Origin of the sequence: Virgibacillus proomii (genome assembly GCF_900162615.1) — a bacterium.
GTDB classification, from domain to species: Bacteria; Bacillota; Bacilli; order Bacillales; family Amphibacillaceae; genus Virgibacillus; species Virgibacillus proomii.
The window spans coordinates 280,935-294,533 of record NZ_FUFN01000008.1; the positions used below are offsets into that span (position 1 = coordinate 280,935).

Sequence of the window (13,599 nt, forward strand, 5' to 3'; positions counted from 1 at the left end):
CTGAGGTCACACGAATAGATATATAATTAAAAGTTATTTGAGCAATGTTCATTTTAATCATGATAATGACCTCCTATTTTATTCTAACTTATTATAGATGGAAGAATTTGATAAGTCAATAGATTTTTTGCACATTTCTAAATTTATTTTCACTATTTATAACTGCAGAAAAATGTTGTTTGGCTTCTGTATGAAGAAATACATGCCCTTTCATCGCTTCAACATAAAGGCAAACTTTACATCAATTAGATAGCGGATAAATTAGAAACATTCCTCACATACTAAATGATAAATAAATTTCTCAACCTAGTTCTTTAATGTATTCACTACCAAAGTTAACTGAGTTCCCTCATGGAAAAATATCAGTTTCATTACATTTTATTAAATAATCATGCTTTTTAACGTATATTGGAAATTTTTCTAAGAAGCCATTCCTCTATACGATGCCCATAACAATTTTTATCAAAATAAAATATTGAATGAAAGGTGTGAAATTAAGGAGGGAATTATGAGAAGAATAACAACAAAAAAACGTAAAACAACTATTTTCCCAACAAAACTCACACAATTGGAAACGCGATTAAAAAAAAGATTTACAAATAACCATGATTTAAGTTATACCATATACCAACTTGAAAACAAACGAATTGCAGTATTTTATATAACTTATTTAATTGATACAAACAAATTAGAAGCATCTTTATTACAACCTCTTTTAGAAAAAAAGGAAACATTAAGTCTAACCTCTGCTTCTTTACTCAATCATATACCTTTAAGCTCAGGGAAAATAGAAAATCAAATAGATCATATATTTAGAGGTATGTTATTAGGAGACGTATTTATCTATATTGAAGATGAAGCAGAAGCTATCTCTTACCCGTTAAAAAAAGACGAAAAAAGAGACCTGTCCAAGCCAGAAACAGAATCGGTTGTTCTTGGACCACAAATTGCATTTACAGAATCCTTAGCAACCAATATGAATTTAACTCGAAAAGCAATCTTATCAAATGATCTTGTCTTAGAGAAAATTATGATTGGAAAAAGATTCCCAAAAGAAGTGAGGATAGCATATATAAGTTCAATTGCAAATCAAGAAGATATTAATACGTTGCGACAGCGCTTAAAGGATTTAGAAGTGGATTCCGTGGAGGATAGTTCTGTATTAATTCAATTGATTGAAGATCACTCACTAAGCATATTCCCACAATTTTACGAAACTGAATTACCAGACCGCTTTACCTATTCAATCTGCAAAGGACGTATCGGTGTACTCGTCGATAATAGTCCTACGGGCATAGTTGCTCCTACTTCGTTATTCAGTTTCTTTGAGTCAACAGAAGATTTATATATGCGCTGGAATATTGGCTCTTTTTTTCGGATGTTGCGATTTTTAGCGATGCTAATATCTGTTTTCTTAACACCCTTCTATGTTGCAGTTGTAACCTATCACTATGAAATCATTCCTACACCATTGCTTATTTCTCTCGGCCAATCAAGGGCAAATGTTCCATTTCCTCCAATTTTTGAAGCGATTCTTTTAGAATTGTTGATCGAATTATTACGAGAGGCAGGAGCACGTTTACCTACAAAGGTCGGGCAAACAATGGGGATTGTTGGTGGTGTAGTTGTAGGTACAGCAGCAGTACAAGCAGGTTTAACGAGTAATATTTTAATTATCTTTGTTACCTTAAGCGCCCTAGCGTCGTTTACTGTACCTAGTTATTTAATGGGAACTACCATTCGTATTCTCCGCTTTCCAATGATTTTATTAGCTGGATTATTGGGAATAATTGGAATCATGCTTGGTGCCTGCTTTATCATCATTCACTTGCTGAAATTAACGTCATTAGGAAGACCTTATCTGACTCCAATTTATCCATTTAATTGGCAAGATCTAAATAAAACGTTCTTTCGCCTTCCACACCATATGGATTCCAAACGGTTTATCTCCTCCCGTTTAAAAGATCTTTATCGATTTAATAAAGAGAAAGTTAAAAAGAAAAAAGATATTGACGAGTAGGTGTGTTATGAACGTTAATCTAAATATTAAACCGAACGAGCAAATTAGATCTTTCTATTTGTTTTTTATCATTGCATCGATTCAAATTGGTGTAGGAATTATGGGAGTTCCGAGACTTATATATAAAGAAGCAGGAAGAGATGCTTGGCTATCTGTATTAATCGCTTTTTGTTATATAAGTCTCCTACTTGCCGTTATGCTCTTTATGTTAAAGCAATATAAAAATGCGGATATATTCAGCATACAAACAGATATATTTGGTACATTTATTGGAAAAGTATTAGGTACATTTTACATCGTATATTTTATGTTTAATCTATTTACCGTCCTAATCACGTATGTCGAAGTACTAACCATTTTTATCTTCCCGGAATTAAACAAAACCGTCATGTCCTTATTATTAATGAGCTTGGTCATTTATAGTGTGCTTGGCGGCATAAGAGTTATTGTTGGTATTTGCTTTCTTTTTTTCATTTTCTCCCATTGGCTCGCCGTCCTGTTAATTGAACCAATTATGGATATGGATTGGACGCATTTTCAGCCCATGTTCCAGGCATCCTTCACTGAATTATTAAAAGGTGCTAAGCAAACTTCATATACTCTTACGGGAATAGAACTGTTATTTTTGCTTTACCCCTTTATTCAGTATAAGAAAACTGCAAAATTCCCCGTATTTCTTGGTGTCGTATTCTCCTGCTTTACAATTTTAATTGCTACCGTACTTGTGACCGGTTATTTTACGCCAGAGGGAATCGACTCTCGTGAATGGTCTGTACTCGGACTCTTTAAAAGTCAATCCTTTTCTTTTTTAGAACGCTTTGACTATATTGTTGTAGCAGAGTGGATGATGGTTTCATTGCCAAATATGGTGCTCTTTTCCTGGGCTGTGACCTATGGGTTAAAGCGGTTATACCACATTCCGCAAAAAAAATCACTTTATATTTTGGGCGCAGCTACGGTAATTACCAGTATATTTACAAATGAACATTATATTATCCAAACGGTAATAAATATAACTGCTCAAATGGGAATATGGATTGTCTATGTCTATCCATTTATTTTATTGCCTTTTGTATTATTCAAAAGAAAACTGAAAAAGCGTAGAAAGGTTGACGGATAAGAATGAAAGGTAAGTATCTCTTTAGCTTCATAACATTATTATTTTTACTATCTGGTTGCGTTGAACCAAAACAGATTGAGCAGCTAGCTATTATCAATGCTCGTGGAGTTGATCAATTAAAACAAACAAGTGATAAATTAATCGAAACGACACTGGTTATTTTTCAATTTGATACGCAAACAAATGATATTACCAAAATTGCTACAGGAACCGGAAAAACCATTAAAGAAGCTAGACATCACGCTGACTCAAAGACAAGTTTTACACTTTCACCGGGACAAATTCGCCTGGAGTTATATGGAATGGATACAGCAAAATCGGGCATTAGTCCATATTTAAATACCTTATATCGTGATGCTCGAACAACCGATCGGGTTATGCTGGCAATTACAGATAAAACTGCTAAAGAGGTTCTTACTACTGGACAGGAAGTAACAAAAATTAACGTTGGATTATTCATCAATGGTTTGATAAAGCAAAAAATCACAAATGATATGATACCAAAAGCAGAACTAAATGATTTCACCCATGCTTTTTATGAAAAGGGAAGAGATCCTGTTTTGCCTCTTATTACTACGGATGATGGGGTTCCTGCTTTAACAGGAGCAGCCCTATTTAAGGGAGATACTTTTGTAGGTAAATTATCATTAAGACAAGCATTATATATTAATCTAATCTTAAAAAAAATTAAAGCACCTTCATTTAATATAGGTGTGCCGGAAGAACCATTGAAAAATTATGTCCAAGAAGAGCTATCCGAAAATGAAAATGAAGATATTTATCTCAATGGCCAAATCCTTTCCGGCAAAGATAGGACTAAATTAATGGATAAAGATAAACTAACTTTTCAAACCGATATTACCATTGAAATGAATATTCTTGAATTATCCAAAGAGTTAGAGTTAGAAAATGAGAAAGTCGTTGAAAAACTAGAAAAAGAAATCGGAAACCAAGTGGAAAGAGAATATGAAAAATTATTAGAAGCAACTCAAGAAATGGGTGCTGATCCTTTTGGTTATGGCGAAATATATCGAATTCATAAGAAAAATGGCAAGCTAAAAAAAGGAGAATGGCATAAGCTTTATCCAGATATAAAAGTAAACTTTAATGCCAATATAAAAATTGTTGAATATGGAGCTATTCGCTAAATAGCTTCTCCACCAATCCTTTAACTAACATGATGGTTTAACACTTGTAGTGATTGAAAAAAGAAATAAAGTGAACCTTCATTCAGTAGGAATTTGCTTCCCTCTCCTACTGAATATTAGTACCACAAGGGTATGACCTAAAGACCCTTGAACCAATCGGGCATTTAGGTGCCGTTTCTTCCACTTTTGACTCCTTGTATCAACTCAAGCTCTTGAAGCAGGAGTCTTACGGCACCTTACATGCGGGATAAAGTGAAACTTCATTCCGTGGAATGCTTTTTACACGGAATGTTAGTTGAACCAATCGGGCATTTAGGTGCCGTTTCTTCCACTTTTGACCCCTTGTATCAACTCAAGCTCTTGAAGCAGGAGTCTTTCGGCACCTTACATGCGGGATAAAGTGAAACTTCATTCCGTGGAATGCTTTTTACACGGAATGTTAGTTGAACCAATCGGGCATTTAGGTGCCGTTTCTTCCACTTTTGACCCCTTGTATCAACTCAAGCTCTTGAAGCAGGAGTCTTACGGCACCTTACATGCGGGATAAAGTGAAACTTCATTCCGTGGAATGCTTTTTACACGGAATGTTAGTTGAACCAATCGGGCATTTAGGTGCCGTTTCTTCCACTTTTGACCCCTTGTATCAACTCAAGCTCTTGAAGCAGGAGTCTTTCGGCACCTTACATGCGGGATAAAGTGAAACTTCATTCCGTGGAATGCTTTTTACACGGAATGTTAGTTGAACCAATCGGGCATTTAGGTGCCGTTTCTTCCACTTTTGACCCCTTGTATCAACTCAAGCTCTTGAAGCAGGAGTCTTACGGCACCTTACATGCGGGATAAAAAGACACGAAAAGATGGAAGCAGCGAACTATCAAACTGTAGTATGACATGAACCTTCAGAAACAAGTTGACGAAGACAATACGATGTCTTTATTTCTCTTCATGTAAATTGAATTTTTTTAAAAAGATACTCTAGCTTACTTGCATCCCTAATCATAAATTGTTACGATAAAATAGTTCTATACATGAACTATTTACGAAGTGAACTATTACACCTTGGGGGGAGGAACATGGATCTTAAACAAATTATGGATCGTTATCAAACTGCTTATAACACAATTAATCGCAGCTTTAATGCACTGCTCAAAGAACAAAGCCATTCTGATATTACCAGCGATCAATATATCACTTTAGATCATATTTTAAGGCATCAGCCCTGCACCAGTACTGAAATAGCGGCTACATTCGGAATTGGTAAAAGTGCTGTATCTGCACAAATTCATCGTTTATTCATGAAAGGATTAATTGCAAAAGCACCAGATAAAAATGATCGTCGAATTGTATATTTATATGTAACGGAACAGGGTAAACAATTGGTCGAATATACGGAAGTAGAGATACAAAAAGAGCTGGCAAACTACTTATCTCATTTTAACGATGATGAAATCTACTCATTTATTCAATTATTAGAGAAATTAGCTTCGTTAATGGAGAAAAAATAGGTATGATGCTTTTCTAATGAGCATCATCAAAGAAAGGATGTTCTACATGAAACACATCATTAAGCTCCGTTGGTATATAGCAGCTCTATGGCTTATCGCAGCAACGGCACTTTTTTTTCTAGCACCTAATTTACAGGAGCTTGTTCGAGAAAAAGGGCAAATTACGGTTCCTGAAGGTGCTCCTTCAGAAAAAGCTCAAGAATTACTTGATGCTATGTCACCAGAGGCCGAAAATGCTACCAGTGGTGTCCTTGTCTTTCATGAGGAAGATGGATTGACAAAAGATGATCGTAAAGCCATTGAAAAAGGGATCTCTACCTTAAAAGAAAACAAAGAAGAACTTGGTGTATCAGATATACTTGACTTTAGAGAAGACCCAGCAATTAAAGACCAGACAGTATCCGAAGATGGTACAACAATCCTTGTACCTTTTCAAGTATCATTAGAGGATCAAAAAATTTTAGAATCAAGAACAAAAATATTAGAAGCTGTTGACGACATTCAAGTAGATCACCACTTAACAGGGGAACAATATATTGAACAAGATATCATTAAAAACTCTGAAGAAGGGTTAAAAAAGACAGAAATTATAACCGTTGCGTTAATTTTAATTATTTTATTTGTCGTATTTAAATCTTTAGTTGCACCATTTATCCCGCTCTTAACAATAGGGATCAGCTATTTAGCAGCACAAGGAATTGTAGCCATTCTTGCCGATACAGTTGGCTTTCCTCTCTCTACCTTTACACAAATATTTATGGTTGCTGTCATGTTTGGTATTGGTACAGATTACTGTATTTTATTAATTAGTAGATTTAAAGAAGAAATTCAGCATCAAGATTCGATTAAAGAAGCTGTTATAAAAACATATAAATCTGGTGGGAAAACCATATTATTTGCTGGCTTAGCCGTATTAATTGGTTTCTCTACAATTGGTTTATCTACTTTTTCTCTCTATCAATCTGCTGTAGCAGTCGCAATTGGGGTAGCAGTTGTATTATTAGCATTAGCAACCTTAGTACCCTTCTTCTTAGTCGTTTTAGGAAAAAAATTATTTTGGCCATTTGATAAAAATGTAGAACATAAAGAAAGTAAACTGTGGAAAATGGCAGGACATTTTTCCTGGACCAGACCGTTCCTATCCCTACTCATTGTAGCACTTATAACCGCTCCGTTCCTCATTACCTATAATGGTGATAAATCTTATGATTCGTTAGATGAGATGGGGGACGATTACGGTTCAAAAATTGCCTTTAACTGGATAGCTGATAGCTTCGGTCCAAGTCAAACAATGCCGTTAACGGTTGTCTATCAGCTTGATGATGAAAAGATTGATACAACGGAGGACTTTCAAACGATAGCTATGCTCACAGAGGAACTAGCAAAGCAAGATAAGGTTGATCAAGTTCGAAGCGCGACAAGGCCAGCTGGAAATGTCATTCCAGAGTTTCTCGTCGATGAGCAAACAAGTCAGCTTGCAAATGGCATTGGCAAAAGTACAGATGGTATCCAAGAAATTGAAAAAGGTTTACGTGACGCTGCATCAGAAATAAAGAATGCATCCCCTCAGCTTGAGGAAGCCCAATCTGGTGTTGACCAGTTATTAGAAGGAACCTCAGCTGCTGAAAATGGTGTTGGAGAACTTAGCAGTGCCCTAACAGAAATTCAAAAAGGGATTGAATCCGGATCAAAAGGCGCAGGTGAAATTCGCAAGAACCTGCAAATGATAAGAGATAATTTAGATGAAACAATTGCTGGAAATAAACAGCTTCTTAAAGGGTATCAAGCAATTGCTGACGGTCTAGAAGGATTCGGCTCTGGAAAAGTCAATACGGAACAATTAAACACCATGATAAATACATTAAAAGATACGAAACAACGCGTATCCACGATGCATCAAATAGCGATTGAAGCAAATCCTGAACTACAAACAAATATGAAATATATGGAAAGCCATCAACGAGCATTAGGACAAATTGACGGAATAATCAATGGCGTTAATGAAATGAAAACAAATCTAAACCAATTATCTCAAGCACAGAATCAACTTGAGCAACAAGTGATTACACCTTTACATCAACTTAACGAAGGATTTCAGCAATCCATTTCCGGTCAAGAGCAATTATCCAAAGGAATTGGAGAACTGTTGAATGGTATTGATCAATTACAAGCAGGATTAAACCAAGCTGCTGACGGGCAAAACCAAGTGAACAATCATATTCCTTCATTACAACAAGGGTTGTCACAGCTTTATGGCGGACAGAAACAGTTAAAAACGGCATTTAGTGATATAGAGGGACAACTTGATAAATTAGCTGGCGGATTAACAGAGGCATCAGATGGGTTACTGGAAATTGATAGTGGCTTATCGGAAGTTAAAAACTATCTCGGAGAAATCAAAACAAATGATAGTAATCCGATCGTCGTTATTCCAGATCAAGCATTAGAAAACGAAGATTTTATGGAAGGAGCTAGTCAATATCTTTCCGAAGATAAATCGATCGTAAAATTTGAAGTACTTATTGAACAAAATCCGTATTCTACAGAAGCCATTCAAATGGTAGATAAAATGAAACAAGTTGCAGATGATGCTACAACTAATACGATCTTTTCCGATAGTGAACCATACATCGGCGGCGTTAGCAGTACGAATAATGACCTGCAGAATATATCGAATGAGGACTATTCGAGAACGGTTGTCATTATGCTGAGTGGACTGTTTATCATGCTGATCTTGTTACTACGTTCCTTTGTTATGCCAATCTACTTGATTGGGTCACTCATCTTAACGTATGTAACATCGATGGGAGTAGCAGAACTTATTTTCACCCAACTATTTGGCTATGACGGATTAACCTGGGCCATTCCTTTCTTTGCTTTTGTTATGTTGATGGCTTTAGGTATCGACTACAGTATCTTTTTAATGGATCGCTTCAATGAGTATAAAGAAGTTCCCGTAAAAGAAGCACTGATTCACTCTATGAAAAACATGGGTACGGTTGTCATATCGGCAGCCATTATACTTGGCGGAACCTTTGGTGCTATGCTTCCATCTGGCGTACTATCGTTATTACAGATTGCAACGGTCGTATTAACAGGGTTATTCCTATATGCTTTTATCGTTTTACCGTTATTTATTCCAGTCATGGTTAGACTATTTGGTAAAAACAACTGGTGGCCATTTAAACATCATGCAAAGTAAAAAAACGAATAACGAATATTATCTCAAAAAGAAAAAAGGAGCGGCTGCCAAAAGACTAGCCGCTCTTCCATTCTTTATTTCTTTTGTGCTTGCTTAATAATGTTAATCACACGTTCCTTTGCACTTTCCGTTTTATACTGTTTCATCATATCAATCATTATTGGGGCATATTCGCGCAAGTGGTCTAACTCCTTCATTAATGACTCTGCAGTTAACGCTTCCTCCTCCAACACTCTAGCATAGCGCTTTTTAGCAAACGATTTAGCATTAAGAATTTGATCTCCTCGACTTGCTTGAAGTGATAACGGAATAAGTAGCATTGGTTTTTGTAAAGCCAAAAATTCAAAAATAGCATTTGCACCCGCTCGTGAAAGAACATAATCGCTAGCTGCAAAAATATGCTTCAATTCTTTATGAATGTATTCAAACTGTACATACCCCTTGTATTTAATTGTAGGATCTACTTTGTCTTTCCCGCAAATATGAATAATTTGAAAGGCAGAAAGTAGCTGGGGCAGGCTTCCCCTTACGGTTTCATTGATCTTCTGTGAGCCTCCACTGCCTCCCATCACTAATAAAACCGGTTTTTCCTTATTTAATCCTGCTATTGCTAGCCCTTCCTCTCTATTTCCTTGAAACAGCTCGTCACGAACTACTGCACCAACATATTCACTTTTTTTCGCTGGAAGATAGTCCATTGTTTCCGGAAATGTGGCTAGCACCTTTTTGGCAAAAGGAGTAGCAATTTTATTCGCAAGTCCCGGGGTATAATCTGATTCATGTATAACCGCTGGTACGCCAGTTAATTTCGATGCTAATAGAACAGGAACCGATACAAACCCGCCCTTAGAAAAAATAACACTTGGTTTCGTATTTCTAATAATACGAGCTGCCTGAAAAGTTCCCTTTAATACTTTAAACGGATCCTTTAAATTCTCAATCGATGCATAACGACGTAATTTTCCTGTTGAAATCGGATGATATGTGACACCGCCCAGTTCCTCAATTAATTTACGCTCAATTCCGTTTTTAGAGCCAATATATTCAATTTGCCATCCGTGCTGTTGATAATAAGGAATTAATGCTAGATTAACAATCACATGTCCCGCTGTGCCGCCGCCTGTAAATAAAATACATTTATGATTCATACGTAAAACGTCCTTTCCTTTCAAACTCCTTTACAAAACGGTATAATATCTTTTATACTCCTCTTCTATCCTATTAAAAAATACAATAAAAAGGAAGAGAATTATTATGTATACAACAACTAGTTTAGGTCAAAAGTTAAAGCTGTTTAGTGTTATTTTAGTCCCCATCCTTGTTACACAAATAAGTATGTATTTAATGAATATTTTCGATACGATGATGTCTGGACAGGCTAGTGCAATAGATCTTGCCGGTGTTGCCATTGGCTCAAGCTTATGGGTTCCCATTTTCACAGGAATTAACGGCATTTTATTAGCGATCACTCCAATTATTGCCCAATTATTAGGTGCAAAGTCCATTGAAAAGATTACTGAAATGGTTCAACAGGCAATCTATCTTTGTTTTTTATTAGCAATCTTTGTTTTTATTATGGGGGTTCTATTGCTTAACCCTGTAATTGAATTGATGCAATTAGAAAACGGTGTAGCTCATACCGCAAAATTTTATTTAATTGCCCTTGGAACTGGAATTATTCCTTTATTTATTTTTAATACATTACGCTGCTTTATTGACGCACTTGGACAAACACGTATATCTATGTTGATTATTTTATTGTCATTGCCATTGAATCTGTTTTTTAATTATGTATTTATTTTTGGAAAATTTGGTGTGCCAGCTTATGGTGGAATTGGTGCAGGAATAGCAACGTCCATCACGTATTGGCTCGTATGCATAATCGCCTGTATTGTCGTTCATAAATTATCTCCATTCCGTCAATTTAATGTTCTTATCCACTGGATTAAACCATCTTTTTCCGTTTGGTGGGAACAATTAAAAATAGGAGTTCCTATTGGCTCTGCCATGTTTTTTGAAACAAGTATTTTTTCTGCTGTAACTTTATTTATGAGTGCTTATAGTACATATACGATTGCAGCACACCAAGCAGCAATGAATTTTGCTTCGCTTTTATACATGATCCCACTTAGTGTAGGAATGGCGTTAACGATTGCAATAGGATTTGAAGTCGGAGCAAAGCGATTTCGTGATGCCAGAGTGTATGGATATATCGGTATAAGCGGTGGGATTTTCATTGCCACATTTGCCGGGTTAGTTATATATTTTTCCAGGGATATAGTTGCTGAATTATATAATTCTAATCAAGAAGTAATAACATTAACGAAGCAATTTCTTATCTATGCCATTTTCTTTCAATTCGCAGATGCTTTCGGTGCGCCTCTTCAAGGAGCATTACGTGGTTATAAAGATGTGCATATTACATTAATTATGGCTTTAGTTTCCTATTGGATCATTGGCCTGCCTGTCGGTTGGGCTCTCGCTAACTTTACATCATTAGAGCCGTTCGGATATTGGATAGGAATCATCACTGGATTATCTTGTGGCGCTATTGCATTGTTAGCTCGTCTCCTTTACTTACAGCACAAGTTCAGCAAAAAAGCTGTATATGTTAAAGGTTAATTCGTCAGGAAAAAAGGAGCCGCTTCTCTCAAAGCTCGAAAAATTATAAACAGATTTTTCGGAGAGAATACGGCACCTTTGCTGGGTATGGAAGAACTTAGCTTATACACTTAAATTTTCCTTAGATAAATTCGCTAATTGTAAGGAAAGTAGTAACTTTTTTATTATAGAAAAATTCCAACAACAGATGCGGATAAAATGGACGCTAATGTTGCCCCAATTAATAGCTTCATCCCAAAGCCAGATACGCTTACTGCTTTTTCCGCATCTATTCCTTTTACGGTACCGGCAATAATACCAATAGATGAGAAGTTAGCAAAACTTGTTAGAAAGACTGTCACAATTCCGATAGTTTTTTCTGACATTTGACCTAACAAAGGTTGAAACTCTAACATGGCAACAAATTCGTTGGTTACAATTTTAGTACCCATAATAGCACCTGCCTTAATAACCTCACCAGGGGAAATTCCCATTAATAATCCAATTGGTGCAAGAACATAACCTAATATTTGTTGCAGCGTAGTACCTGCGAAAATTAATTGGATGAGCCAGTTAACCAATTCTAGTGAAGCAATAAATGCAATCAACATTGCTGCAACAATCAGTGCAATTTTCCCACCTTCTAGTGCACCATTACCCATTGCCTCAAAAATGCTTTTATCATTACTAACATCCTTTATATCTACTACATCTTTTTCCTTCGGTACATTAACCGGTGCTATTACAGAGGCGACCATAAGTGCACTGAACATATTTAGTGGTAATGCAACTAAAACATATTCAGCTGGAAGCATTTGTAAATATGCACCAACAATCGATGCTGATACAGAACCCATTGCGGAAGCACTAACAATATAAAGACGATTGTCATTTAGATAGTGGAATTGTGAGCGAATAGCAATTAACGTTTCCGATTGTCCAAAAAAGATACTGTTAACAGCATTAAACGATTCCACTTTTGGCAGACCTGTTACTTTTGAAATTAAAGCTCCAATATACTTGATAATTGTTGGCAGAATTTTCAAATATGTGAGTACAGATAATAAGGTTGCAAAGAAGACAATTAATAAGAGAACATTAAAAAAGAAGACGCCGCCTTCTTCTAGCTGAAAACCTCCAACAACAAAGTTTATTCCCTTTGAACCAAACTCAATCAATTTATTAAAACCTGCTGAAATACCCGTAATAACTGCTTGTCCAACTTCAGTTTTAAACATAAATAATGTGATCAGAAGCTGAAAGACTAGCATAATACCAATGGCTTTGTAATTAATATTCTTTTTGTCATTTGACATTAAATATGCTATTCCAAGAACAACAGCAATGGCTAATAACCCAAGAAGAATCCCCACGATGTATTTCCTCCCTTAATTAATGTAACTGTTTTCATAGTTCTTTCAATAGTTATTGTAACAAGTTGTCAGACGTCATGCAAGTGATTGTTTTTTCTGTCAATTATTGTCCATATAAGTATATTTCCCTACCACTTTGTGTAATAATCTGGTAATTACTATTGCTTGTTTTTAGAGCATAATCATTTTTTAACAGATAGACATTATCTATACGTGTTTGTGATTATGAAGGGAGGAGTTTTCAGAAAATTATCTCGTGTGAATGTAAATATTTATAATGTTTTTCTTTGTTCTCGAAAAATCGCAATGTTATTCAAGAAGTTTTATTTGTCCTAGAAAACGCAATGCGTCGCTGCCGTAGCTTCTCTGTCCTGTCACCTGCGAACGAATTGGCATTTTGGGTAGCGTTATTTCCCACTTAGAACCTACACCTATATTTCTATCACTTTTGAAGTGAGGTCTTACAGCACTTTAGATGTAGAATAAAGAAAATATGCCTCTAAACATGGGTATGCCGACGCCTGAGCGGCAAGCCCGATTTTAGTCGGCCTTCCTTTAGATTCGAGTCGATGGTGACCTTATCATAGAAAGAAGATCGAAGTTTGCTAGCAGCACAAGCACTTAAGCAGA

Annotated in this window: 8 protein-coding genes; 6 read left to right on the forward strand and 2 right to left on the reverse strand. The window is 35.9% G+C overall.

The features are described from left to right. Positions 1-508 precede the first annotated feature (508 nt). The 5 genes from BN1066_RS02255 (at position 509) to BN1066_RS02275 (ending at position 8,995) form a co-directional block, all read left to right on the forward strand. On the forward strand, positions 509-2,020 hold the full coding sequence (locus BN1066_RS02255; RefSeq protein ID WP_077317900.1) for a spore germination protein: 1,512 nt from the start codon (positions 509-511) through the stop codon (positions 2,018-2,020). A 7-nt stretch (positions 2,021-2,027) separates the two neighbouring features. After that, positions 2,028-3,140 carry a GerAB/ArcD/ProY family transporter gene (locus BN1066_RS02260; protein WP_077317901.1) on the forward strand — a complete coding sequence of 371 codons (1,113 nt, stop codon included), beginning with the start codon at positions 2,028-2,030 and terminating at the stop codon, positions 3,138-3,140. 2 nt (positions 3,141-3,142) lie between these two features. After that, entirely contained in the window at positions 3,143-4,288 is a 1,146-nt protein-coding gene (locus BN1066_RS02265; protein WP_077317902.1) for a Ger(x)C family spore germination protein, read from the forward strand. 1,016 nt (positions 4,289-5,304) lie between these two features. Then, positions 5,305-5,793, forward strand: coding sequence for a MarR family winged helix-turn-helix transcriptional regulator (locus BN1066_RS02270; RefSeq protein WP_281250244.1), 489 nt, complete (start codon positions 5,305-5,307; stop codon positions 5,791-5,793). Between the two features lie 46 nt (positions 5,794-5,839). Further along, positions 5,840-8,995, forward strand: coding sequence for an MMPL/RND family transporter (locus tag BN1066_RS02275; protein WP_077317904.1), 3,156 nt, complete (start codon positions 5,840-5,842; stop codon positions 8,993-8,995). A 74-nt stretch (positions 8,996-9,069) separates the two neighbouring features. Here the strand turns inward: BN1066_RS02275 and BN1066_RS02280 are convergent, their stop codons facing one another. After that, on the reverse strand, positions 9,070-10,143 hold the full coding sequence (locus BN1066_RS02280; protein ID WP_077317975.1) for an undecaprenyldiphospho-muramoylpentapeptide beta-N-acetylglucosaminyltransferase: 1,074 nt from the start codon (positions 10,141-10,143) through the stop codon (positions 9,070-9,072). A 106-nt stretch (positions 10,144-10,249) separates the two neighbouring features. On the opposite strand from BN1066_RS02280, the gene BN1066_RS02285 reads away from it, so the two are divergent. Further along, positions 10,250-11,617, forward strand: coding sequence for an MATE family efflux transporter (locus BN1066_RS02285; RefSeq protein ID WP_077317905.1), 1,368 nt, complete (start codon positions 10,250-10,252; stop codon positions 11,615-11,617). A gap of 164 nt (positions 11,618-11,781) precedes the next feature. On the opposite strand, the gene BN1066_RS02290 is transcribed toward BN1066_RS02285, so the two are convergent. Further along, positions 11,782-12,969 (reverse strand): NupC/NupG family nucleoside CNT transporter, encoded by a 1,188-nt coding sequence (locus BN1066_RS02290; protein WP_077317906.1) that lies wholly within the window; start codon positions 12,967-12,969, stop codon positions 11,782-11,784. Between the last annotated feature and the right edge of the window lie 630 nt (positions 12,970-13,599).

Excerpts from the sequence above, each read along its gene's own strand:
- BN1066_RS02275 (WP_077317904.1), top strand. The coding sequence starts at position 5,840 with ATGAAACACATCATTAAGCTCCGTTGGTATATAGCAGCTCTATGGCTT.
- BN1066_RS02285 (WP_077317905.1), top strand. The coding sequence starts at position 10,250 with ATGTATACAACAACTAGTTTAGGTCAAAAGTTAAAGCTGTTTAGTGTT.
- BN1066_RS02260 (WP_077317901.1), top strand. The coding sequence starts at position 2,028 with ATGAACGTTAATCTAAATATTAAACCGAACGAGCAAATTAGATCTTTC.
- BN1066_RS02255 (WP_077317900.1), top strand. The coding sequence starts at position 509 with ATGAGAAGAATAACAACAAAAAAACGTAAAACAACTATTTTCCCAACA.
- BN1066_RS02280 (WP_077317975.1), bottom strand. The coding sequence starts at position 10,143 with ATGAATCATAAATGTATTTTATTTACAGGCGGCGGCACAGCGGGACAT.
- BN1066_RS02265 (WP_077317902.1), top strand. The coding sequence starts at position 3,143 with ATGAAAGGTAAGTATCTCTTTAGCTTCATAACATTATTATTTTTACTA.